22 protein-coding genes and 2 tRNA genes are annotated in these 23,818 nt (G+C 70.3%); 21 read left to right on the top strand and 3 right to left on the bottom strand.

The window, feature by feature from the left end; genetic code table 11:
- Nucleotides 1–62 precede the first annotated feature (62 nt).
- The 6 genes from obgE (at nt 63) to AC07DS_RS04615 (ending at nt 9,429) form a co-directional block, all read left to right on the top strand.
- Nucleotides 63–1,511: a GTPase ObgE gene (gene obgE / locus AC07DS_RS04640; RefSeq protein ID WP_479142632.1), complete on the top strand. Its 1,449-nt coding sequence runs from the start codon at nt 63–65 to the stop codon at nt 1,509–1,511.
- A gap of 323 nt (nt 1,512–1,834) precedes the next feature.
- Nucleotides 1,835–3,388 carry an alkaline phosphatase D family protein gene (locus AC07DS_RS04635; RefSeq protein ID WP_479142631.1) on the top strand — a complete coding sequence of 518 codons (1,554 nt, stop codon included), beginning with the start codon at nt 1,835–1,837 and terminating at the stop codon, nt 3,386–3,388.
- Between the two features lie 241 nt (nt 3,389–3,629).
- Nucleotides 3,630–3,977: a hypothetical protein gene (locus AC07DS_RS04630; RefSeq protein WP_479142629.1), complete on the top strand. Its 348-nt coding sequence runs from the start codon at nt 3,630–3,632 to the stop codon at nt 3,975–3,977.
- A 150-nt stretch (nt 3,978–4,127) separates the two neighbouring features.
- On the top strand, nt 4,128–5,624 hold the full coding sequence (locus AC07DS_RS04625; RefSeq protein ID WP_479142627.1) for an SDR family NAD(P)-dependent oxidoreductase: 1,497 nt from the start codon (nt 4,128–4,130) through the stop codon (nt 5,622–5,624).
- 187 nt (nt 5,625–5,811) lie between these two features.
- Nucleotides 5,812–7,917 (top strand): hypothetical protein, encoded by a 2,106-nt coding sequence (locus AC07DS_RS04620; protein ID WP_479142902.1) that lies wholly within the window; start codon nt 5,812–5,814, stop codon nt 7,915–7,917.
- Nucleotides 7,918–8,214: 297 nt separating this feature from the next.
- Nucleotides 8,215–9,429, top strand: coding sequence for a glycosyltransferase family 2 protein (locus AC07DS_RS04615; protein WP_479142625.1), 1,215 nt, complete (start codon nt 8,215–8,217; stop codon nt 9,427–9,429).
- Between the two features lie 23 nt (nt 9,430–9,452).
- Here AC07DS_RS04615 and AC07DS_RS04610 read toward each other — a convergent pair whose 3' ends face one another.
- Nucleotides 9,453–10,871 carry a polysaccharide pyruvyl transferase family protein gene (locus tag AC07DS_RS04610; protein ID WP_479142624.1) on the bottom strand — a complete coding sequence of 473 codons (1,419 nt, stop codon included), beginning with the start codon at nt 10,869–10,871 and terminating at the stop codon, nt 9,453–9,455.
- Between the two features lie 211 nt (nt 10,872–11,082).
- On the opposite strand from AC07DS_RS04610, the gene proB reads away from it, so the two are divergent.
- From proB to AC07DS_RS04585, 5 genes are all read left to right on the top strand, one after another.
- Entirely contained in the window at nt 11,083–12,189 is a 1,107-nt protein-coding gene (gene proB, locus AC07DS_RS04605) for a glutamate 5-kinase (protein WP_479142901.1), read from the top strand.
- 122 nt (nt 12,190–12,311) lie between these two features.
- Nucleotides 12,312–12,740: a hypothetical protein gene (locus AC07DS_RS04600; protein ID WP_145878503.1), complete on the top strand. Its 429-nt coding sequence runs from the start codon at nt 12,312–12,314 to the stop codon at nt 12,738–12,740.
- 89 nt (nt 12,741–12,829) lie between these two features.
- Nucleotides 12,830–14,116: a glutamate-5-semialdehyde dehydrogenase gene (locus tag AC07DS_RS04595; RefSeq protein WP_479142621.1), complete on the top strand. Its 1,287-nt coding sequence runs from the start codon at nt 12,830–12,832 to the stop codon at nt 14,114–14,116.
- An 85-nt stretch (nt 14,117–14,201) separates the two neighbouring features.
- Entirely contained in the window at nt 14,202–14,774 is a 573-nt protein-coding gene (locus AC07DS_RS04590) for an SCO2584 family spore wall biosynthesis protein (RefSeq protein ID WP_479142619.1), read from the top strand.
- Between the two features lie 89 nt (nt 14,775–14,863).
- The gene (locus AC07DS_RS04585; protein WP_479142617.1) at nt 14,864–15,934 is read left to right on the top strand and encodes an SCO2583 family membrane protein; all 1,071 of its coding nucleotides are present in this window, start codon (nt 14,864–14,866) and stop codon (nt 15,932–15,934) included.
- 103 nt (nt 15,935–16,037) lie between these two features.
- Here the strand turns inward: AC07DS_RS04585 and AC07DS_RS04580 are convergent, their stop codons facing one another.
- Nucleotides 16,038–17,150, bottom strand: coding sequence for a M48 family metallopeptidase (locus tag AC07DS_RS04580; RefSeq protein ID WP_479142615.1), 1,113 nt, complete (start codon nt 17,148–17,150; stop codon nt 16,038–16,040).
- Between the two features lie 104 nt (nt 17,151–17,254).
- Here AC07DS_RS04580 and AC07DS_RS04575 point away from each other — a divergent pair, with 104 nt between their 5' ends.
- From AC07DS_RS04575 to AC07DS_RS04535, 9 genes are all read left to right on the top strand, one after another.
- On the top strand, nt 17,255–17,419 hold the full coding sequence (locus tag AC07DS_RS04575) for a hypothetical protein (protein ID WP_145878512.1): 165 nt from the start codon (nt 17,255–17,257) through the stop codon (nt 17,417–17,419).
- A 143-nt stretch (nt 17,420–17,562) separates the two neighbouring features.
- Nucleotides 17,563–17,727 carry a hypothetical protein gene (locus AC07DS_RS04570; RefSeq protein ID WP_186581454.1) on the top strand — a complete coding sequence of 55 codons (165 nt, stop codon included), beginning with the start codon at nt 17,563–17,565 and terminating at the stop codon, nt 17,725–17,727.
- Nucleotides 17,728–17,783: 56 nt separating this feature from the next.
- Nucleotides 17,784–18,512, top strand: a complete 729-nt coding sequence (gene nadD, locus AC07DS_RS04565; RefSeq protein WP_479142613.1) for a nicotinate-nucleotide adenylyltransferase — start codon at nt 17,784–17,786, stop codon at nt 18,510–18,512.
- 16 nt (nt 18,513–18,528) lie between these two features.
- Nucleotides 18,529–20,226 carry an LCP family protein gene (locus AC07DS_RS04560; RefSeq protein ID WP_479142611.1) on the top strand — a complete coding sequence of 566 codons (1,698 nt, stop codon included), beginning with the start codon at nt 18,529–18,531 and terminating at the stop codon, nt 20,224–20,226.
- A gap of 102 nt (nt 20,227–20,328) precedes the next feature.
- Complete coding sequence (gene rsfS / locus AC07DS_RS04555; RefSeq protein ID WP_145878518.1) at nt 20,329–20,772, top strand: ribosome silencing factor; 444 nt, start codon at nt 20,329–20,331, stop codon at nt 20,770–20,772.
- Nucleotides 20,772–21,440: a histidine phosphatase family protein gene (locus AC07DS_RS04550; RefSeq protein WP_479142609.1), complete on the top strand. Its 669-nt coding sequence runs from the start codon at nt 20,772–20,774 to the stop codon at nt 21,438–21,440. The genes rsfS and AC07DS_RS04550 overlap by 1 nt, the downstream gene beginning before the upstream one ends.
- A gap of 81 nt (nt 21,441–21,521) precedes the next feature.
- Nucleotides 21,522–21,594: transfer RNA gene (locus AC07DS_RS04545), tRNA-Ala, on the top strand.
- A 273-nt stretch (nt 21,595–21,867) separates the two neighbouring features.
- A complete protein-coding gene (locus tag AC07DS_RS04540; RefSeq protein ID WP_145878522.1) occupies nt 21,868–22,041 on the top strand; it encodes a hypothetical protein in 174 nt (57 codons plus the stop codon).
- A gap of 3 nt (nt 22,042–22,044) precedes the next feature.
- Complete coding sequence (locus AC07DS_RS04535; RefSeq protein ID WP_003976229.1) at nt 22,045–22,278, top strand: hypothetical protein; 234 nt, start codon at nt 22,045–22,047, stop codon at nt 22,276–22,278.
- Here the strand turns inward: AC07DS_RS04535 and AC07DS_RS04530 are convergent.
- On the bottom strand, nt 22,257–23,480 hold the full coding sequence (locus AC07DS_RS04530; protein ID WP_479142607.1) for a glycosyltransferase 87 family protein: 1,224 nt from the start codon (nt 23,478–23,480) through the stop codon (nt 22,257–22,259). The genes AC07DS_RS04535 and AC07DS_RS04530 overlap by 22 nt on opposite strands.
- 114 nt (nt 23,481–23,594) lie before the next feature.
- Here AC07DS_RS04530 and AC07DS_RS04525 point away from each other — a divergent pair.
- Nucleotides 23,595–23,667: transfer RNA gene (locus tag AC07DS_RS04525), tRNA-Ala, on the top strand.
- Nucleotides 23,668–23,818 lie beyond the last annotated feature (151 nt).

Below are 23,818 nucleotides of genomic sequence, written 5' to 3'. Positions count from 1 at the left end.
GGCGGGTCCGCCTTTCGCGTGTTGAGTAGAGAAACACCCGTATGCACTGGAGGCACTGAACCATGACCACCTTCGTGGACCGCGTCGAACTGCATGTCGCCGCGGGTAACGGAGGTCACGGCTGTGCCTCCGTTCACCGTGAGAAGTTCAAGCCGCTCGGCGGCCCGGACGGCGGCAACGGCGGCCGTGGCGGTGACGTCATCCTGACCGTGGACCAGTCGATCACCACGCTCCTGGACTACCACCACTCCCCGCACCGCAAGGCCACCAACGGCAAGCCCGGCGAGGGCGGCAACCGCTCCGGCAAGGACGGCGAGGACCTGGTCCTGCCGGTGCCGGACGGCACCGTCGTCCTGGACAGGGCGGGCAAGGTGCTCGCCGACCTGGTCGGCCACGGCACCTCGTACATCGCGGCGCAGGGCGGCCGCGGCGGCCTCGGCAACGCGGCGCTGGCGAGCGCCCGCCGCAAGGCGCCCGGCTTCGCGCTGCTGGGCGTGCCCGGGGACCTGCAGGACATCGTCCTGGAGCTGAAGACGGTCGCCGACGTGGCCCTGGTGGGCTACCCGAGTGCGGGCAAGTCCTCGCTGATCTCCGTGCTCAGCGCGGCCAAGCCGAAGATCGCGGACTACCCGTTCACCACCCTCGTCCCGAACCTGGGCGTGGTGACCGCCGGCTCGACCGTCTACACCATCGCCGACGTGCCCGGTCTGATCCCGGGCGCCAGCCAGGGCAAGGGCCTCGGCCTGGAGTTCCTGCGGCACGTGGAGCGGTGCAGTGTGCTCGTGCACGTGCTGGACACCGCGACCCTGGAGTCCGACCGCGACCCGGTCTCCGACCTCGACATCATCGAGGAGGAGCTGCGGCAGTACGGCGGCCTCGGCAACCGTCCCCGCATCGTCGTCCTGAACAAGATCGACGTGCCGGACGGCAAGGACCTCGCCGAGATGGTCCGCCCCGACCTGGAGGCGCGCGGCTACCGTGTCTTCGAGGTGTCGGCGGTGGCGCACATCGGGCTGCGGGAGCTGTCGTTCGCCCTCGGTGACCTGGTCGGCAGGGCGCGCGCCGCGAAGCCGAAGGAGGAGGCGACGCGGATCGTCATCCGGCCCAAGGCCGTGGACGACGCGGGCTTCACGGTCGTCCGCGAGGAGATCGAAGGGGAGCCGGTGTTCCGGGTGCGCGGCGAGAAGCCGGAGCGCTGGGTCCGCCAGACCGACTTCAACAACGACGAGGCCGTCGGCTACCTCGCCGACCGGCTCAACCGCCTCGGCGTCGAGGAGCGGCTGATGAAGGCGGGTGCCCGGGCGGGCGACGGCGTCGCCATCGGGCCCGAGGAGAACGCGGTCGTCTTCGACTGGGAGCCGACGGTCATGGCGGGCGCGGAGATGCTCGGCCGGCGTGGCGAGGACCACCGCTTCGAGGAGCCGCGGCCCGCGGCGCAGCGCCGCCGTGACAAGCAGGCCGAGCGGGATGAGACGGATCGCGAGTACGACGAGTTCGACCCGTTCGAGTAGTCGCTCGCACCACCCGGGCCGAGAAGGTGAGCGCCGGGCACCGCACCTGCGGTGTCCCGGTGCCGGGCACACCTGCGGCGAATGGCCGGATCGGCTCGGGATTCGCCCGCTAACTCCCGTTACCGTAGGCATCTCCTGACATGCAGTGAGACCCGTTGCGGCAAGGTCACGTTCCATCCGTGGTTCCTGTGTCGCGGCGGGTCTTCTGTTGTCTGCCTGTTTGTCATGCACGCGAAGGTTCTCGTTCAGCGGGCGGGACGTCCGGCCGTGGGAGCTTCCGAAGGTCCGGGCCCAAGAGGCCTCTGTGGCAAGGGAGTCAGCGAATGACCGGAGCATTACCGCCCGACCGACGCCGCTTTCTGACCGCCGGTGCCGCCGTCCTCGGCGCCGCGGCCTCCGCCCAGCTCTGGCTGCCGGCCACCGCGGCCCGGGCAGCCGGAACCCCGCTGCCCGACGGGGTGTTCACCCTCGGCGTGGCCTCCGGCGACCCGCTGCCCGACGGCATCGTGCTGTGGACCCGGCTCGCCCCCGATCCCCTCCACGGCGGCGGCATGCCCGACGCGGTCGTCCCCGTGGAGTGGGAGATCGCCGAGGACGAGCGGTTCGCGAAGACCGCCCGCAGAGGCACCGCCGAGGCCCGGCCCGAGTACGGGCACAGCGTTCACGCGGATGTACGGGGACTGCGCCCGGACCGCCCGTACTGGTACCGCTTCCGTGTCGACGGCCAGGTCTCGCCCACCGGCCGCACCCGCACCGCGCCCCACCCGCACCGCAGGGGCGGCTCGCTGCGCGTCGCGCTCGCGTCCTGCCAGAACTGGCAGCACGGCTACTTCACCCCGTACGCCGACATGCTCGCCCAGGACCCCGACGTCGTGCTCTTCGTCGGCGACTACATCTACGAGTCCAAGCCCTCCGCCGCCTCCGTACGCCGGCACGAGGGCAACGACGAGCCGTACACCCTGGTCCAGTACCGCAACCGCTACGCCCAGTACCGCACCGACCCCGACCTCGCAGCGATGCACGCGAACGCGCCCTGGGTGGTCACCTTCGACGACCACGAGGTCGACAACGACTTCGCCGGCGAGATCCCGCAGGACCCCGACAAGCAGTCGCACGACGCGTTCGTGGCCCGGCTGACCGCGGCCTACCAGGCGTACTACGAGCACATGCCGGTCCGCGCCACCGCGATCCCGAACGGCCCGCACATCCAGATGTACCGCCGGCTGGAGTTCGGCCGCCTGGCCCGGCTCAACGTCCTCGACACCCGGCAGTTCCGCACCGACCAGGCAACGACCCAGGACGGCGCCGAGAGCCCTTCGATGACCATGCTCGGCGCCGAGCAGAAGCAGTGGCTGCTGGACGGGCTGTACGACTCCCCGGCCCGCTGGAACCTGATCGCCTCGCAGATCATGATGGCCGAGACCGACCTGCTGCTCGGCGAGGGCAAGCTCTGGTACTACGACGCCTGGGACGGCTACCAGGCCGAACGCAACGCCCTGCTGGAGGAGTTCGCCGGCATCCGCAACCCGGTCGTGCTCAGCGGCGACCGGCACCTGACGATGATCAGCAACCTGCTGGAGGACTTCGCCGACCCGGACTCCGACGTGGTCGGCGCGGAGTTCGTCGGCACCTCCATCTCCAGCAACGGTGACCAGGACCAGGCGGCCTTCCACGCCCAGTGGGACCCGCTGATGGCGGACAACCCGCACTGGAAGGTGATCGACGCCCACCGCGGCTACCACCTCTTCGACATCCGCCGCGACGGCATCGACGCCCAGGTCCGGGCAGTCGACACGGTGGTCCGGCCGCAGGCCACGGCGAGCACGCTGGCGCGGCTGCGGGTGGAGTCGGACGAGCCGGGCGTGCGCCTGGTCTGACAGGTGAGACCCGGGTAAGGGCACTTTCGAGACACTGCCTGGATTGCCGGTAAATTTCCTTCATCCGGCTGCCGGCACCGTTAACCGCTCTCTTACCTTGGCCGGGACCGAGATGCCGCGGAATCCCGATGTCGAATTCCACGACAATGGAACTGCCTGACGCGCTGTATTCACGCCTGGTACGGAACGGAGCCGTGCTGCGCCGCATATGAAGAACGTGTGCAGCTCCACACCCCTGGACGTGAAGATCGTGACCCCGAGCCGGGCGGCCGAGGCGGCGGGTGCGATCGGCGCCGAGACGGCGGAGCGGATCGGTGCGCTCGGCGTCGGCGATCCGGGCCTGCTGTCCATCGCACCGAAGCAGCCCGAACTGCCGTGTGCCGCGCCGCAAATCGCGCCCGAGGCCGCCGCCCCGGCGCTGTACGGCGCGCTCGCCGCGGCGGTGTCCGTACCGGTCGGCGCGGGCCACGCGCGCACCGTGCACCAGATGTGCACGAAGGAGCTCGTGAGGGTCCTCGGGCACCGCTGTCCGAAGTGGCTGGGGCGGCCCTGGGCGCAGGTTGTGTACTTACTCACAGGAATTTCATGAGCCTGGACGGCAACCATGTCCAACCATCGGGAGTCCAAGGTGAATGAGCGGTTGCGCTCACATGGGCAGGGGATGTCGTCCGCCTTGCACCCTGCTTATCGAAAGTGAGAGCATTTCACGGTTCTCTGTCGTCCCAAGGTAGGTCAGCCTGTGTCCCAGCACATAGCCAAGCCCCGAACCACCGCAGTGATCCTGGCCGGTGGTACCGGTCAGCGGGTGGGTCTGTCGATTCCCAAGCAGCTGCTGAAGATCGCCGGCAAGGCAGTCATCGAGCACACCCTGACCACCTTCGAGAACGCCGAGTCGATCGACGACGTCATCGTGCTGATGGCGCCGGGCTATGTGCCGGACATCGAGAAGATCGTCGCCAAGGCCGGGTTCCGGAAGATCAAGAAGATCATCGAGGGCGGCTCGACCCGCAACGAGACCACCGAGCGCGCCATCGAGGCCCTCGGTGAGGGTCTGGCCGAGGGCGAGGACCTCAACGTCCTCTTCCACGACGCCGTCCGCCCCCTGCTCTCGCAGCGCGTCATCGACGACTGCGTGACCGCGCTGGACCGCTTCCAGGCCGTCGACGTCGCCATCCCGTCCGCGGACACCATCATCGTCACGCGTACGCACGGCGAGGACGGCGAGTTCATCACCGAGATCCCGGACCGCTCCCGGCTGCGCCGCGGTCAGACGCCGCAGGCCTTCAAGCTGTCCACGATCAAGCGGGCCTACGAGGTCGCCGCCGGCGACCCCAACTTCCAGGCCACGGACGACTGCTCCGTCGTCCTCAAGTACCTGCCGGACGTGCCGATCCACGTCGTCGCGGGCGACGAGTACAACATGAAGGTGACGCAGCCGGTCGACGTCTTCATCGCCGACAAGCTGTTCCAGCTCGCCTCCACCGCCGCCCCCGAGCAGAAGGGCGAGGAGGACTACCGCGCACTCCTCACCGGCAAGACCGTCGTGATCTTCGGCGGCTCCTACGGCATCGGCAAGGACATCGCCGAACTCGCCGAGTCCTACGGCGCGAACGTCTACGCGCTGGGCCGCTCCACCACCGGCACCCACGTGGAGAACCCGGAGGAGGTCGACGACGCGCTGTCCAAGGCGTACGCGGAGACCGGCCGGATCGACTACGTCGTCAACACCGCGGGCGTGCTGCGCATCGGCAAGCTCGCCGAGACCGACAACGCCACCATCGAGGAGGCGCTGAAGGTCAACTACCTGGCCCCGGTGCAGATCGCCCGCTCGTCGTACAAGTACCTGGCCGAGACCAAGGGCCAGCTGCTGCTCTACACCTCCAGCAGCTACACCCGCGGCCGCGCCGAGTACAGCCTCTACTCCTCGACCAAGGCCGCCATGGTGAACCTCACCCAGGCACTGTCCGACGAGTGGGCCGGCGACGGCATCCGCGTGAACTGCATCAACCCGGAGCGCACCGCCACCCCGATGCGCACCAAGGCCTTCGGCCAGGAGCCGGCCGGTTCGCTGCTCTCCTCCGAGGCCGTGGCCGGCACCTCCCTGGACGTGCTGCTCTCGGAGCTGACAGGTCATGTGATCGACGTCCGCCAGCAGGACCCGACGGCGGGCGCCGCCAAGGCCTCCGGGTTCGAGCAGGCGCTTGCATCCGTTCTGGACCGCCAGGACGGCATGTAATAATTGCGACTAAATAACTTTTTGGAATTCAGGCCTCTGTGGTCGCCCATTCGACGGGCGTTCGCAGAGGCCTGAATCCGTACACCTCGCAAAAGCATCGCCACCTCCGGCAATACCGAACAAAACCGGCACTCCCCCTCCCAGAGCAGGTTTCTCTGTGATATCCACCGCTATTCGCGTCGCCCGGGTGGGCAGCGTGGCCGAGCTGGCCGCGGCGGCTCTCGTGATGCTGGGCTTCCCGGCGCTCATGCTGGCCGCGCTCGTCCCGAGCGTCTACGCCTTCGCGGCCGTTGCAGCCGTGACGTACCTGGCGGACCACTATCTGCACCGCAAGGGCAGCTACCTGATCAACCGCCTCAGCAAGGTCCGGGCAGGTCTGTCGATCCGGTTCCTGATCCGGCAGCTGCTGCTGATCCTGCTGCTGGCCCGGCTCTCGCACGCGGACGACCTGATCTTCTACGGCGCGGTTGCCTGCTTCATCGCCTTCTACGGCCTCCAGGCCCCGCACGGCGCGCTGGTCACCCTCATCCGTAGCCGTCGCCGGATGCCGGTCGCCACCCGCAACGTGGACCTGAAGTCCCGCATCCGCATCCCGGACGCCCCGCCGCGCCGTCTGCTGCACCGCTCCGCGGAGAAGATGCTCCACCTCGACCTCTTCGCCGTCGTCGGCATCGTGGTCTCGGCGATCGTGGACTCGTCCGTCGCCGGTTTCGTGGGTGTCGGCCTCACCGTGGCCCTCGGCTGCCTGTACGTCCTGGTGCTGGTGCCGTACGTGCGCGGCCGGAGGATCCCGCCGAAGGCCGATGTCGTCCTCGCCGCCCTCGACGAGTGGCTGGCCGGCTACAAGCCGGAGACGGTCCTGTACTTCTCCGGCTCCAAGGACTCCGCGTACCAGGTCAACATGTGGCTGGAGACGATGGAGCGGCTGGAGAGCCGGCCGCTGATCATCCTGCGCGAGCGCGCCATCCTGAACAACCTTGCGCCCACCACGGTCCCCGTCATCTGCGTGCCCGGAGGGGTGCACCTGATGAACCTGGACCTGTCGACCGTGCGCGTCGCCCTGTACGCGGCCAACGTCGGCAAGAACATCCACCTGCTGCGCGTGCCGACCATGAAGCACGTCTTCATCGGCCACGGCGACAGCGACAAGCTGGCCAGCGTCAACCCGTACAGCAAGGTGTACGACGAGGTCTGGACCGCCGGCCGGGCCGGCCGCGACCGCTACGCCATCGCCGACGTCGGTGTCCGCGACGACGACATCGTCGAGGTCGGCCGCCCGCAGCTGGCGCCCATCCAGAGCCGGCAGAGCGTGCCCGACGGGCCCCGCGGCGCAGCCGCCGACGGACACTGCCCGACCGTTCTCTACGCCCCCACCTGGGAGGGCTGGGACGGCAACCCCGGCAACACCTCGATCGTGCTCGCCGGCGAGAACATCGTGCAGAAGCTGATCACGGCCGACCCGCCGGTCCGTGTCCTGTACAAGCCGCACCCGTTCACCGGCACCGTCAGCAAGGACGCCGGCGCCGCGCACCAGCGGATCACCGCCCTGGTCGAGAAGGCCGCCGCCGAGCGGGCCGCCGATCCGCGCTTCACCGCCGACAGGGCCGCCCAGGAGAAGGCGAAGTCGGACCTGAGTCGCATCGAGGCCCGGATCGCCGAGCTGACCGGCAAGGGCGGCGACAAGGGCGACGAGGCCGAGGCCACCCGCGACGGGATCGTCGACGTCCACAAGCACGAGGAGATCGCCCGGCTGCGCACCGAGTGGAACGACGCCTACTGGCGCTCCTTCCCCTCGTACGAGCACCGGGTCATCACGGGTGCCGAGCCGCGCCTGTACGACTGCTTCAACGTCTCGGACGCGATGGTCTCCGACATCTCCTCCGTGGTCTCGGACTTCATCGCGAGCGGCAAGCCGTACGCGGTGACGGACTCCGCCGAGCTGGGCGTGGAGGAGTTCAAGCGGCAGAACACGGCCGTGCGCGCGGCGACGATCCTGTCCAACGGCGCAGCCGAGCTGGGCGGCCTGCTGGACGCCGTACGCGACCCCTCCACCGACCCGCTGGCCGAGGACCGGGGCGAGCTGAAGCGGTACCTGCTGGGCCCGGACGAGCCGAAGTCCATCGACCAGTTCAACACCGCGGTCGCCGACCTGGCCCTCAAGGCCGAGACCCGCAACGTCGGCCAGGAGTCCCGGCCGGCCACCGGGAACGCCGACACCGCCGAGCTGACCAACGCGGTACCGGGCCAGCGCGTGGCGTCCGCCGGTGAGACGGACGGCGTGAACGCGGGCTGACCCGTCCCCCTGCCATGCGGCCCCCGAGGAGCAGCCCTCGGGGGCCGTTGCCGTGTCCGGCCGTCTTGCGCGGCTCTTAACCGCAGCTGAACCGCTCTTACTCCGGATGCGTACTGTCTCGTGCCGCCCGCCGTGCTCCGTTTCTGTCCGGTTCCTGTGAGGCGGCATCGGTGTGATGTGCACCACTGATTACCCGCTGTGGGGCAACCGCTTCCCACGGGTGCCCGTCTATCAGGTTGCGAATGAGGCGATACGGGGGAAATGTTCCGTTGACCAGCGGGAAAGCAAGGGGGAAACGTGACCGTCGTGACGCAGCCTGATGTCACCGTGATCATCGGGGCGTACGAGGCGATGCCGTACCTGGTCGAGTGCCTGGCATCCGTCGAGGCTCAGACCATCGACCCGGCACGTATGGAGGTCATCGCGGTCGACGACGGCTCGACGGACGGCACCGGGGAGTACCTGGAGGAGTTCGCGGACCGCGCCCCCATGCCGGTCACCGTCATCCGTCAGGACAACTCCGGCGGCCCCAGCGGACCGCGCAACGTCGGCCTCGGCAAGGCGGCCGGACGCTACGTCTTCTTCCTGGACGCCGACGACCGGCTCGGGCCCGAGGCCCTGGAGCGCATGGTCGCCATGGCCGACAAGAACGGCACCGACGTGGTGCTCGGCAAGGTCGAGGGCATCAACCGCATCCCGCCGAAGTCCATGTGGGGCAAGACCCTCGACCGGACCGACGTCTTCTCGTCGAACATCAAGTTCACGCTCAGCGCGCAGAAGCTGTTCCGCCGGGCCCTGCTGGAGAAGCACGGCATGCGCTTCGACGAGTCCCTGTGGACCGGCGAGGACGCGCTGTTCACGATGGAGGCCTACCTGCGGGCCGACGGCGTCTCCGTGGTCGCCGACCACCCCTGCTACTACCTGGTCGGCCGCGAGGACGGCAAGCACGTCACGAAGACCGGCAGCTACACGCTCCGCTTCGACTCCGCCCGCGCCCTGATGAAGCTGATCGCCGACATGGTCCCGGCGGGCGACAAGCGCGACACCCTGATGATCCGGCCGTTCCTGATCACCCTGCTGCCGCAGTTCGGGCCGAAGTTCCTGACGGACGACGAAGAGGTCCGCCGGCACAAGTTCGAGCTGGCCAAGCCGCTGATGGAGGCCTACTGGACGCCCGGGGTGGCCCGCCGGCTCAAGGTGCACGAGCGGCTGCGGCTGCACCTCGTGGCCATGCAGCGGCCCGAACTGCTGCTGGACGTCGTGAAGTTCGTCAAGGCGAAGAAGCAGGCCGCCGCGATCCTGGAGAAGCGCGGCACCCGCGTCTACCTCGTCTATCCGCACTTCCGGTCCAAGGAGGCCGGCGTCCCCGATCAGGTCTACCTCGCCGAACCCCGCGAGGCCCGGGCCTTCGAGGGCTACCGGGAGGCCGCCGCCAACTCCTTCCTGCGCCGGGCGCTCAGGAAGATCCGGCGGATGCTCCCGAGCGGAGGATTCGGCGCGGCGGCGGCCTGAGGGCCGCCGCCGCGCCGGGGGAGTCACTGCTTGCCGGACTGCAGCGCCCGGCGCAGCGGCCGGCCCACCACGCGGCGGGCGCGCCGGTAGACGGACGCGCTGGGCGCGGGCACGCCGTCCTTGACCTTCCTCGCCCGCGCCAGCTCCCGGCGCAACTGGGTGTTGTCCTCGGTCAGTTCGCCGACCCGGGTGTGCAGCCAGCCGAACCGGCTGCTGAGCGAGGCGAGGTCGGTGTCGTTCCACGGGCGCACACCCGGCGGGAACGACAGCGAGTCCATCTTCTTCTCGAAGGCCGCGCCGCCGTCGCCGTGCGTGAAGGTGTTCTGCAGCCCGTTCCTGTCCAGGAAGCCGACGAACCGCTCGAAGCGCTCCCGGTGGTTGCCGACCAGCCCGCCGAAGTCGGCCTGCTCGTACAGCCGCGCCGGGTCGGCCGCCTCCGGGTCCTTGGCGACCCTGTCCAGCCGCTGGTGCGGGATCTCGAAGTACCGGCACAGCTCCAGCGTGCGCGAGTCGCCGCACAGCACGGTCGCGGGCGTTCCCGCGAGCAGCGCCGCGATGTTGCCGTGGATGCGCGAGCCGAAGGAGAAGTCGAAGGGGCGCAGCTCGTCGATCCAGGTGACCGGGTCGACGTACACCCGCACCTTGTCCTCCCGGTACATCGGGTGGTCCGGGTGCGTCGGTATCGCGGTCACCGCGGCGTTCGGGTCGCTGAGGTCCCGCCAGTGCAGCTGCCGCGCGTCGCTGAGGTTCTGCCCGATGAAGCGCAGGTTCGGGTACTGGTCGTGGGCCCGGGTGATGATCCGGCCCAGGCCCTGCTTCTTCACCGCGCTGTGCGAGCCGTTGACCGCGATCCGCGACTCGGCGGTCAGTCCGGGCACCCGCTTGCGCACGTCGAGTTCGCTTCCGTACATGAACAGCGACGGGCAGCCGATGACCTCCACGTCCCTGAAGCCCATGTCCCGCAGGTACTGCTCGGTGAACTCGCCCCGCACCCCGATCGAGGCGCTGCGCTCCAGCACCGCCGCGCAGAACTCGCGCACCGTCGGCTCGATGCTCTTCAGCCGTGCCGGGTCGTAGCTCACCCCGGTCTGCGCGCCGACGCCGAGCACCACGACGGGGATCCTCAGCCGGGTGATGAGCCGGGTCAGGCGCTTCAGCGCGGTCTCGAAGGACGGCCGGAAGGCGTTGGCGAGCGGCACGACGAAGGCGTCGTACTCCGCGTTGATGCGCGCGGCAGCGGCCACCTCGGTCCGTCCGCCGTTCGAGACGACCTCGGTCCCCGGGACCTCGAGGATCTTGTGCGCCGCGTCCTGGAAGATCAGGTTGCCCGCGTTGGTGGCGATGACGTCCTGGTGGAGAGCCTCCTCCACGGTGAAGACGTCGTAGGGGCTCTTGCCGGAGCGAAGGAGTATGCGCCTCGGTCGGCGAACGTTAGGTGACACGAAGGTCAAATTATGTTTGTCAGGGATTTAATTTCTATAGGCAACCACTACAACCTTTTTACCGTACGCAAACAGTGATCGAACGGTCACGCCGCGCCTGTCCGGGGGCTGGACCGGTGCGCGGCGCACGGCCCCCTTCGCGTAGATTGCCGCACAGCAGCCGGAACCGGGCGAGGGGACAGCAGGCAAGGTGGCAAGGGCAAGGCAGGCCGTGGGTGAGGCCCGCAGGATCGTCGTCAAGGTGGGCTCCTCGTCGCTGACCACCGCCGCGGGCGGCCTGGACGCCGACCGCGTCGACGCGCTGGTCGACGTCCTCGCCAAGATCCGCAGCGGGGGAGAGAGGGAGATCGTGCTGGTCTCCTCGGGTGCCATCGCCGCGGGCCTCGCTCCACTGGGGCTGCGCCGCCGCCCCAAGGACCTGGCCCGCCAGCAGGCCGCCGCCAGCGTCGGCCAGGGCCTGCTCGTCGCCCGCTACACCGCCTCCTTCGCCCGCTACGGCGTGCGCGTCGGACAGGTCCTGCTCACCAGCGACGACATGAGCCGCCGCGCCCACCACCGCAACGCCTCCCGCACCCTGGACAAGTTGCTGGCCATGGGCGCCTTCCCCATCGTCAACGAGAACGACACCGTCGCCACCGACGAGATCCGCTTCGGCGACAACGACCGCCTCGCCGCCCTCGTCGCCCACCTCGTCCACGCCGACCTGCTGGTGCTCCTCTCCGACATCGACGGCGTCTACGACGGCGACCCCAGCAAGCCGGGCACCTCGCGGATAGCGGAGGTGCGGGGGCCCGCCGACCTCGAGGGCATCGAGATCGGCAGCACGGGCAAGGCCGGCGTCGGTACCGGCGGCATGGTCACCAAGGTCGAGGCCGCCCGGATCGCCGCCGCCGCGGGCATCCCGGTGGTGCTCACCAGCGCCGTCCACGCGGCGGAGGCGCTCGCCGGCGGCGACACCGGGACCTACTTCCACCCCGCCGGCAGGCGCTCCGCGGACCGGCTGCTGTGGCTCCAGCACGCCTCCACCCCGCAGGGCTCCCTCACCCTGGACGACGGCGCCGTCCGCGCGGTCGTGGAGCGGCGCAAGTCGCTGCTGCCCGCCGGAATCGCCGCCGTGGAGGGCGAGTTCAGCGCAGGCGATCCCGTCGAGCTGCGCGACGGCACCGGCCGCGCCGTGGCCCGCGGGCTCGTCAACTTCGACGCCAAGGAGATCCCCCAGCTGATCGGGCGTTCGACCCGGGAGCTGGCGCGCGAGCTGGGCCCGGCGTACGAACGCGAGGTCGTACACAGGGACGACCTGGTGCTCCTGCACCCGTAAAAACGGGGCGTAACGACGGCCCCCGGTGGGGGACGTTCCGTAAAACCGCCCCGCGGAGCCGTAGGGCCTGCTCAACTTTCTCTCAGGAACACGTTCCCGAGCGCTGCGTGAAGGAGGCCGTCGTGAGACGAGTGCGCCCTGGGGCGGCGGCGTCCCGTGGTGCTCTGACGAGCGTCGCGGCCGGGGGCACCTACGAGGAGCCCAGGGATCTGCCCCGCCTGTGGCACGTCACCCTCAGCGTCTCCGGGCAGGAGGTCCCCCTGGGGGATCTGCGGCGCGCCCTCGAGCAGCTGGCCCATGACCACCCCTTCCTGCTGACGAGCAGATATGCGAACGACCACGCGGAGATCCGCTACTGGGAAGAGGCCCGCGACCTGCACGACGCGGCCGCCGTGGCCCTGCGCCTGTGGGGCGAGCACCGCCAGACCGCCGGACTCCCCGCCTGGGAGATCGTCGGCCTGGAGGTCATCGACCGGGAGACCTACCACCAGCGCATCTCCGAGGGCTACGGCCCGCCGCCCGCGGCCCCGGTGGGGGTTCATCCCTTCTGACGCCGTACAGGTGTTTCCGCCCCCTTGATCCCGTCTCGGGGTGTGGAACGAGCGATGGACGGCCCCGTTCGGCGCACTACCCTTCCCTCATGACCACGCTCTCGCCGTACGACTCCATGTCCCCGGTCACCCAGGCCGCCTACCGGGCCAAGGCCGCTGCCGCCGACCTCGCGCCGCTCCCGCGCGCCGCGAAGGACGACGCGCTGCTCGCCATCGCCGACGCCCTGGAGGTCCGGACCGGCGAGATCGTCGAGGCCAACGCCAAGGACGTGGCCAAGGCCCGGGAGAACGGCACCAGCGAGGCCATCGTCGACCGGCTCACCCTCACCCCCGAGCGGGTCCGCGCCATCGCCGCCGACGTCCGCGACGTCGCGAAGCTGCCCGACCCGGTCGGCGAGGTCGTCCGCGGTTCCACCCTCCCCAACGGCATCGACCTGCGCCAGGTCCGTGTCCCGCTCGGCGTGGTCGGCATCATCTACGAGGCCCGCCCGAACGTCACCGTCGACGCCGCCGCCCTCTGCCTGAAGTCCGGCAACGCCGTCCTGCTGCGCGGCTCGGCCTCCGCCTACGAGTCCAACAGCGCCCTGGTCCGGGTGATCCGGGACGCCGTCGGCGGCTCCGGGCTGCCCGCCGACGCCGTCCAGCTGGTGCCCGGTGAGAGCCGTGACTCCGTGCGCGAGCTGATGCGCGCCCGGGGCCTGGTCGACGTGCTCATCCCGCGCGGCGGCGCCTCCCTGATCCAGACCGTGGTGAGCGAGTCCACCGTCCCCGTCATCGAGACCGGCACCGGCAACTGCCACGTCTACGTCGACGCCCGGGCCGACATCGGCATGGCGATCGAGATCCTGATCAACTCCAAGGCCCAGCGGGTCAGCGTCTGCAACGCCGCCGAGACCCTCCTGGTCCACCAGGACATCGCCCCCGAGTTCCTGCCGCGCGCTCTCGACGCCCTCGCCGAGGCCGGCGTCACCGTCCACGCCGACGAGCGCGTCATGGCCTACGCCAAGGACTCCAAGGCCACCGTGGTCGAGGCCACCCCCGAGGACTGGGAGACCGAGTACCTCTCGTACGACATCGCCGCCGCCGTCGTCGACTCGCTGGACAAGGCCGTCGAGCACATCCGGCTGTGGACCTCCGGCCACACCGAGGCGATCGTCACCACCTCCCAGCAGGCCGCCCGCCGCTTCACCCAGCTGGTCGACTCCACCACCGTCGCCGTGAACACCTCCACCCGCTTCACCGACGGCGGCCAGTTCGGCTTCGGCGCCGAGATCGGCATCTCCACCCAGAAGCTGCACGCCCGCGGCCCGATGGGCCTCCCGGAGCTGACCAGCACGAAGTACATCGTCACCGGCGACGGTCACGTGCGCCGCTGACGGCCCTGGCGAAAAGACGTCTCAGCAGGCGGATGAATTTCCATACCGTCTGCCCAAATTGACCCCCCAGGTCTACTCTGGATCCGTGCCGGAGGACGTGGGGGGCACGCCGTTCCCTGACGGCTGGGAGCCCGACGACGACCACGACCACGGGGTGTCGGACGAAGAGTTCGCCTCCGTGGTCTTCGACGAGGCCTTCGTGCAGGCGGCCGTGGTGCACGAGCCGACCGCCGTCGAACGCCTCCTGGCCGCCGCACAGGCAAGAGCCGAGGCCTCCGAGGCCGAAGCCCGCCGCGCCCACCCCAGAGGCGAGCGCTACGACGACGGCTACGGCCCCGAGGGGACCGATTTCGGTCATGATCGGGACGACGACGAACTGGACGACACCTACGTCCTCGGCGACGGCCGCGGCTTCTTCGGGACCCACGGCAGGCAGGTCCGCTGGCATCGTCCCGTCGCCTGGGTGCTCGCCCTGGTGATGGGCATCGGAATGGTCGCGCTGGCCTTCGCCGCCGTCTACCGGGGCGCTTCCTCGAACACCCGCGACCGGGTGCCGTCCCCCGCCGCCACCGGCCTGGAGCAGGGCGCGGCCTCGCCCCCCTCCGCCTCCGCCGACTCCAGTCCGCCGGCCGTCTCGGCCTTCCCGCGGACCCCCTGAACGCCCGTACGGGCACCTGTTGAGAACCTGTCAGAAGTTGTCGCGTAGCGGGGCGTTTACCCGAGGCCCGCGAGACCTACTCTGAAAGTATGGGCGGGCCTGGAGACCCACCTGAGGGGACACCCGAGGGCGGCCCCGGAGGTGGAGAGGACGAGTACCGATCCGTCGTCTTCGACGAGTCGTTCGTCCGTGCTGCCCGCCTCCAGGAGTACTCCGCGCAGGAACGCATGGGCGACCACGCGCCCGCCGTGCGCCGCCGCCGGCCCCTGCACCGGGGACTGACCCGGCAGCTCCTGGTCCTTGCCCTGCTGCTCGCCGTCGCCTTCGGCACCGCGATCTACATGGGCGTCCGTCACCCGTACAGCTCCCCGCAGGCCCGGCGGTCCGCCGAGGCCCTGCGGATGACCGTCATCCCGCTCGCGCCCCAGGGCAAGGTGCCCGGCGCCGCCGACGCCGAGCTGCTCTACGCACACAGCCCTGCCGCCCAGTTCGAGGTCGGCGCCGCCGGAATCCCGCTGCCGGCCACCCGCAGCACCCCGCACTTCTCCGACAGCCAGGTCACGGCCGCGCTGAGCATCGCCAGGACCTACCTGGTCCGCTCCTCCCTCGACCCCGACGTGCTCACCGGCCGCCAGTTCCGCCCGGCCCGGTCCCTCCTCGACTCCGAGCAGCTCGACCAGTTCGACCAGAGCTTCGACCACCCCGCGGCGGACGGCCGCCACGCACCCACCGGCTGGCTGGTCCGCCTCGACCCCTCCCGCGCGCAACTGGCCGACGACCGGATCCGCGTCCAGGGCACCCTGCAGGCCGCCGAGGCCGACGCGGCCACGCTGGAGGTCAGCGCCGACACGATCTTCGTCTACGCCCTGCGCCGGACCGGTGCGGCCGACGACGCGCCCGTGTCGCTGTTCACCGTCCGCCGTGAGATGACCTTCCACTTCGACAGCGACGACCTGCGCGTGGGCCAGCTCCAGCTGGTCACCTCCTACGCCCAGGCAGGCCCCATGTCCTGCGCGGAGACCGCGACCTCCTACCTCCACCCCCTGCTGGCCGGGGAGACCGCCAGGGTGGGCGGGCCGGCGGGGACCGACCCGTATGCGACGGACAGCGCCACCGCGCTGTGCGGGACGCTGGCCACCGGGGTTCGGCCGACGGGGTGAGGGTGTGCCGCCGGGTGCGGCTGCGGGTGCCGGTGCGTGGGGTTGCGCGCCCACGCGGCGGGGCCGTATGTCGATACAGCCACGCGCCGCCGGGGAGTTGCGGTTACTCCTCGTCCGTCGTCGATGCGTCCTTGGGCGGCGCGTCCTGCGACGGCGCGTCCTTCGGCGGAGTCGGGCTCCTGAAGCCGTCGAAGCCCCGGCGGACCCGGCCGCCCAGGTCGCCGGCGCCGCCCGCGAGGTCGGTGACGAGCTTCATCAGCGGGTCCTTGGAGGTCTTCACGTCGTCCGCGTAGCTCGCGGCGGACTCACGGAAGGAGTCGCTGACCGAGGTGTCCTTGTCGTCGGAGCGCCGCGGGTAGTGGCCGTCCATGATCCGCTGGTAGTCCCGGGACTCGGTCCACTTCTTCAGCTCGGCCGCCCGGATGGTGGCGAAGGGGTGCGAGCGGGGGAGCACGTTGAGGATCTTCAGCACGGAGTCGCGCAGATCGCCGCCGGCCTCGTACTCCTCCGCCTGCTCCAGGAACGCGTCCACGTTCATCTCGTGCAGGTGATTGCCGCCCGCGATCTTCATCAGGCCGCGCATGGAGGCCTTCGGGTCCTGCCCCACCAGCAGCCCGGCCCGGTCGGCGGACAGCTCCGACTTGCGGAACCACTCCCGCAGCGCCGCCACCAGCGCCATGATCGCGAAGTTGCCCAGTGGTATCCAGGCGACCTTCAGCGCCAGGGTGGTGAGGAACAGCAGGATCGTGCGGTACACCGCGTGCCCGGACAGGGCGTGGCCCACCTCGTGCCCGACGACCGCCCGCATCTCCTCCTCGTCGAGCAGTTCGACCAGCCCAGTGGTGACCACGATGATCGGCTCGTCGAGCCCGATGCACATCGCGTTCGGCTGTGGGTCCTGGTTGACGTACATCGGCGGGACCTTCTCCAGGTCCAGGATGTAGCAGGCGTCCAGCAGCATGTCGTGCAGATGCTTGAACTGCCGCTCGGAGACGCGCACCGAGTCGGAAAGGAACAGCAGCCGCAGGCTCCGCTCCGGAAGGAGCCCGCTGAGCGCCTTGAACACCGTGTCGAAACCGCTCAGCTTGCGCAGCGCCACCAGGGCCGACCGGTCGGCCGGGTGCTCGTACGCGCGCGAGGAGATCCCGGGGAAGCGCCTGCGCTGCCTGCTCGGCACGCGCTCGTGCCCCGTCTGCTCGCGGCCGTCGTCGGACATGTCTTCCCCCATGTGCGTATGAGTGCCTCACTGTGCCCCCGAGGCGGGAGCCAGCCTAGGCGGAGATACCGTGGACGGGCAGTACAGCCGAAGGAGTCCACGTCATGGAGCACCACCCCGCAGCCGCCTGGCTGACCGAGGCCGCCAGCAGTGCCGTCCAGCAGCATGGTTCAGGGAATCTGCTCCGGGTCGTCCTGATCGTGATGTTCGTCGGCTGCGCACTGACCGCGTGGCTCCTGCTGCGCGGCTACAAGCGGAAGGACGACTGACCGCCCGCGAAAGTTCCCTCGCCGACGGCCGAACCGCGCCCGGGCCCGCACCAACGGCGGAGTCGGGGTGATCGCCGCCGGGACGCCCGCTTACGATGAGCCGACGTCTTTATCCCGCCCACACGCGATAGGTCCTGCCGAAGATGAGCTTCCACAGCGCCACTGCCCAGTTGGTCACCCTCGCCGCCGAGGGCGGGGAGCACGGCGGCAACCACGACAGCCTGAACCCCGCCGTCACCGGCGGCAGCGCCCTCGTCATCCTGCTCCTGCTCCTGTGGATCACCACCCGCTTCAACCGGGACCGCTGACCCCGGACCCCGTCCCCCGCCGGGGCCCTCAAGTGGGGCCGGTAGGGTCTGCACGCATGGGAGAGCAGGACATGCCTACCGGCCCGGCGCACGAGACAGCCGCACCCGCGGCCGCCGACGCCACCCAGCACGCCGAGACGGCGGCAGGCACGGTGAAGACCCCGGCGTACGCTCCGGGCAGCGGCCCCGCCCACTCGGGCAAGCGCCGCCTCGGCGTCATGGGCGGAACGTTCGATCCGATCCACCACGGACACCTGGTGGCCGCCAGCGAGGTCGCGGCGCAGTTCCAGCTGGACGAGGTGGTGTTCGTGCCCACCGGCCAGCCGTGGCAGAAGTCCCACCGCAAGGTCTCCCCGGCCGAGGACCGCTACCTGATGACGGTCATCGCGACCGCCGAGAACCCGCAGTTCTCCGTCAGCCGCATCGACCTCGACCGCGGCGGCCCCACCTACACCGTGGACACCCTGCGCGACCTGCGGGCCCTCAACCCCGACACGGACCTCTTCTTCATCACCGGCGCCGACGCCCTCGCCCAGCTGCTGACCTGGCGCGACTCGGAGGAGCTGTTCTCCCTGGCGCACTTCGTCGGCGTCACGCGGCCCGGCCACCACCTGACCGACCCCGGCCTGCCGGAGGGCGGTGTCACACTCGTCGAGGTACCCGCGCTCGCGATCTCCTCGACGGACTGCCGTGCGCGAGTCGCCAAGGGCGAGCCCATCTGGTACATGGTGCCGGACGGAGTCGTGCGCTACATCGACAAGCGCGAGCTGTACCGCGGCGAGTGAGCCGAGAGGGGCACCGGTGAACGACCGATACGACGCGGGGTACGAAGACGGCCAGTACGAACTCGTCGGCTACGACGAGTACGGCCGGCCGGTGTACCAGCAGGTCCCGGCCCAGCCGACCCCGCAGCAGCCCTACGACCCGTACGCCCAGCAGGGCTACGGCTACGACCCCTACGCCACCGGGCAGCAGCCGGCCCAGCCCTACGACACCGGCAACCAGCGCCCTGCCCCGTCCTACGACGCGTACGACACCGGCCAGCAGCCGTCCGCCTCCTCCTACGACACCTACGGTGGCAGGGGCGCGGCGAACGCGTACGACCCGTACGGCCGGACCACGACCAGCGGACAGCACCCGCGGGTCACCGAGCAGACCGCCTACATCCCGCAGCAGGCCGGCCCGGCCGAGGAGTCGGAGCCCCAGGCCGCCCCCGAACGCGACTACCGCACCGAGCAGTTCGCCTTCGTCGAGGAGCCGACCGACGACTCCGAAGACGTCATCGACTGGCTGAAGTTCACCGAGAACCGCACCGAGCGCCGCGAGGAGGCCCGCCGCCGTGCCCGCAGCCGGATCGTCGCCCTGCTCGTCGTCCTCGCCCTCGTCGCCGTGGGCGGTGTCGGCTACCTCTGGTACGCCGGAAAGCTGCCCGGCCTGTCCTCCTCCGGCTCCAAGTCGGGCACGGCGACGCCGGCGGCCGCCCAGAAGCGTGACGTGATCGTCGTCCACCTGCACAACACCGGCAAGGGCGGCACCTCCACGGCGCTCCTGGTCGACAACACCACCACCGAGCAGGGCACGACCGTCCTGCTGCCCAACTCCCTCGCGCTCAGCGGCGACGACGGCAGCACCACGACCCTCGCCAAGTCGGTGGACGACGACGGCGCCTCCGGCACCCGCGACCAGCTCGACACCGTCCTGGGCACCAACATCCAGGGCACCTGGCGCCTGGACACCCCGTATCTGCAGAACCTCGTCGACCTGGTCGGCAGCATCGACATCGACACCAACACGGACGTACCCGACCCGGACGCCAAGAAGAAGGGCACCTCGCCGCTGGTCCACAAGGGCAAGGCCCAGACCCTCAGCGGCAAGATGGCCGTCGCGTACGCCACCTACCGCGCCTCCGGCGAGGCCCAGAACGCCCAGCTGGAGCGGTTCGGGCAGGTCATGCAGGGCGTGCTGCGCAAGATCTCTTCGGATGCGCAGGGCGCCACGGTCACCGTCCAGACCCTCGCGCAGATCCTCGACCCGCCGCTGACCGACAAGGACCTCGGCGCCTTCCTGGCAAAGCTCGCCGACCTCGCCAAGGGCGGCGACTACAGGACGGCCCTGCTGCCCGTGCAGTCCGACGGCACGCTGAGCGCGCGGACCAGCGACAGCGTGGTGAAGGACATCCTCGGCGGCACCGCCAAGAGCCCCGACGCGGGCTCCGCGGTCCGGGTATCCGTCCAGAACGCCACCGGTGTGAAGGACGACACCGAGAAGGCCCGCGTGGTCCTCCTCAACGGCGGCTTCACCTTCCTTGAGGGCGGCACCGCGTCCGCCGCCCGGCCCACCTCGAAGGTGCTCTACGCCGATGCCGCCGACAAGGCGAACGCCGCCGAGGTCGCCAAGACCCTGGGCCTGCCCGCCGGCTCCGTGGCCAAGGGCACCGTCTCCTCCGGCGCCGACGTCTCGGTCGTCCTGGGCAGCGACTACCGGCCCGCCTCCTCCTGACAGCGGCAGGGGCACCCCATGTGATCCATTAATCACGTGGGGTGCGCCCGGCGGTCCGTGAGACCCTTGACGTCAAGTGTCCCCTTGACGGAAAGCCATGTAGTGACCGCCACTGATCGTTCCCTTGAGCTCATCAACACCGCCGCCCAGGCGGCGGCCGACAAGCTCGCCCACGACGTCATCGCCTACGACGTCAGCGACGTGCTGTCGATCACGGATGCCTTCTTGCTGGCCTCCGCGCCGAACGACCGCCAGGTCAGGGCGATCGTCGACGAGATCGAGGAGCGCCTGCAGAAGGAACTCGGCGCCAAGCCGGTACGCCGCGAGGGCGACCGCGAGTCCCGCTGGATCCTGCTCGACTACGTCGACATCGTCGTTCACGTCCAGCACAGCGAGGAGCGTGTCTTCTACGCCCTGGAGCGGCTGTGGAAGGACTGCCCCGAGCTCGAGCTGCCCGCCGACGCCAAGGCCACCCGCGGCAAGGCCGAGGAGCACGCCAAGCTGCTGTCCGCCGAGGCCGCCGAGGAACCGGGCGGGGACTGGTGATGAGCGCCACCGGCGAGGTGAGCGACCGCAGGGACCGGGGCCGCCGCATCATCCTGTGGCGGCACGGCCAGACCGCGTGGAACGTGGAGCGCCGCTTCCAGGGCACCACCGACGTCGAGCTGACCGAGACCGGCCTCGGCCAGGCCCGCCGGGCCGCCCGGCTGCTCGCCTCCCTGGGCCCCGACGCGATCGTCTCCTCGGACCTGCAGCGGGCCGCGAAGACGGCCGCCGAGCTGTCCGCCCTCACCGGCCTCGACATCGTCCGCGAGGAGGGCCTGCGGGAGACCTACGCGGGTGTCTGGCAGGGCCTGACGCACGAGGAGATCATCGACCGCTACGGCGAGCAGTACGCCGCCTGGAAACGCGGTGAGGCGGTCCGCCGCGGCGGTGGCGAGCTGGAGACCGAGGTCGCCGACCGCGCCGCCCCCGTCGTGCTGCGGCACGCCGAGAAGCTGCCCGAGGACGGCACCCTCGTGGTGGTCAGCCACGGCGGCACGATCCGCACCACCATCGGCCGGCTCCTCGGTCTGGAGGCCCAGCACTGGGAGAGCCTCGGCGGCCTCTCCAACTGCTGCTGGTCCGTGCTCGGCGAAGGCGCCCGCGGCTGGCGCCTGCTGGAGCACAATGCGGGCACCCTCCCGGAGCCCGTCCTCGGCGACGACGACTGACCCCCGACCCCGGATTTCACTTTCCGGCAGGTCACAGGCTAGAGTTCTTCTTGTTCGCCCCGCTGAGCGGGAAGAACGCCAGGGGCTATAGCTCAGTTGGTAGAGCGCCTGCATGGCATGCAGGAGGTCAGGAGTTCAATTCTCCTTAGCTCCACTGATCGACACTCGCTGGAGTTGTCAAAGATCGGTGAAGAGGATCCCGTCCCCTCAGGGGGGCGGGATTTTCTGTGTTCATCCTTGAGTCGGTCGGGGCCCTGCGGGCGTATAGCCATGCGGAGACGTTCTCGGTGTGCCCGTGGCGCGGGCCGGAACGGCCCGAGTCGGGGGCCGTGTCCGGACTGGTACTGAGGCGTCGCTGACCGTATTGGTCCGGCCGTGGCAGAATCAAACGGCCGGAAGGGGGCGCGGCCCGACGGGAGGAGTAGCGATGCCTGCGAGCATCCTTGAGGAGGGCGGCCACCTCCTCGGTGCGGCGTTGATACGGGGCACGGCGACCCGGCTCAGCTGCCCTTCCTGCGGTTCCGCGCGGGTCGCCCAGGTTCTCGGGGACAACGGCGGAATCTCCTACGTGTGCACGGCCTGCGGCCACAGCTGGAGCTGATCGATGGGTGCACACAGGCGGAAGTGCGACTGGTGCGGCAGTGGTACGCCGATCGTCCGTGACATGGAGCCGGTCAATCCCGACTACCAGTACTGGTGCGAGGAATGCGCGCGGGCGCTGATCATAAAAGGCGACCCGATCGAGACCTACCGCGAGCTGGAGGGCGAGCCGATCTACGGCCGGCTGCTCGAGGAGCACTGCACGCTCAAGAGGTTCTACTCCTTCGTGACCGCCTGACGCGCCGCCGACCGCGGCCGGGGGCTCGGCGACGACGTCCGGGCCAGCGCGAGGAACAGTGCGGCGGCCCCCGCGTAGAGGGCCGACAGCGTCAACTGGATGCCCGTCTGATGCAGTTCGGGCCGTCCGGGGCCGTGCGGCACCCACCACGGAGCGTACGAGCAGAAGACCAGCGCCGTCCCCAGGGCGGCCGCCCGGTGCCCGCGCGTCCACAGCAGCAGCACCAGGGGCACGCACCACACCCAGTGGTGCGTCCACGACACCGGACTGATCAGCAGCGCCGTGACCGCGCAGGCGCACACCGCCCAGGGTCGCATCCCCCGCAGCTCCGCCGTCACCGCCACCGCGAGCCCCAGGGCGGCCGCCACGGCCGCTGTGGCGACCCAGAGGGCTCCCGGGTCGGGTGTGTGCAGCAGACGGGCCAGAACGCCGCGCAGGGCCTGGTTGGCGGTGGCCTCGACATGGCCGGCCCGGTCCGCGCGGAACACCGTGTCCGTCCAGAACCGCCACGAGTCGTACGGCAGTGCGGCCGCCGCGAGCAGGGTCGCCCCGGCGAACGCGGTGGCGGCCCCGCGCGCGTGCCGCAGCCAGGGCCCGCCTTCCCCGCCCCCGAGCCGGGCCACGGCACCCGTGGCGAGCAGGAACGCGGGGAACAGGGCGGGGGTCAGCTTGACCGCGGCGGCCAGCCCGAGCCCCGCCCCGGCCAGACGGCCGTACCCGCCGGCGGGACGACGGGTCAGGTCCCACAGCACCAGGGCGGCCAGCAGCAGATTGACCTGGCCGTAGCGCAGCGTCGTCCACACCGGCTCGCACCAGACGGCCACCGCCGCGACCCACCAGACGCTCTCCGCGCGCGCGTGGCCGACGAGTTTCAGCGACAGCCGTACGAACACCAGGAGCAGGGCGAGATTCCCCGCCGTCGCCAACACCCGCAGCGTCAGGGGGTCCGGCAGGGTCAGCGCGGTGAACAGCAGGGCCGCGAACGGCGGGTAGGTGGAGGGCAGGTGTGCGGCGGTCGCCCGCAGCGCGTACAGGTCGCCTCCCGCGCGAACGGCGGCCCCCTCGGCCCGGTACACCATCAGGTCGATCATCGTCACCTGCGCGGCCCGCTGTGCCAGCCAGAACGCGGTGAACGAGACCAGGCACGCACCCACGGCCAACGGCACCCGGCGCCGGGCTCCGGAGAACGCGATCAGGGTCACGAAAGCAGACATTAGCCCCCGTATGAGGGCAGAGTGGAAACCGATTTGGTGCCGCACCCCAGGGACCGTGTAATGTTGGCGTCGCCGCCAGGGAAACCGGGCAGAACAAAGCAAGGGGCTATAGCTCAGTTGGTAGAGCGCCTGCATGGCATGCAGGAGGTCAGGAGTTCAATTCTCCTTAGCTCCACAGAAGTCGAAGGCGGACCATCCGAACGGATGGTCCGCCTTCGGCGTGTTCCGCGTTCTCCGGAGCGAGCAGACCGGGGGCGGTCACCCGGCTCGGGTGGCCCCCCCCAGCTTCCCCCCGGGGCTCCACGGCCGAGGGGGGGGGCGAAGTA

It is taken from the genome of Streptomyces sp. NPDC044064 (assembly GCF_056434245.1).
Note: the sequence above shows the minus strand (reverse complement) of the source record. Positions and strands in the feature narration are given on the sequence as shown.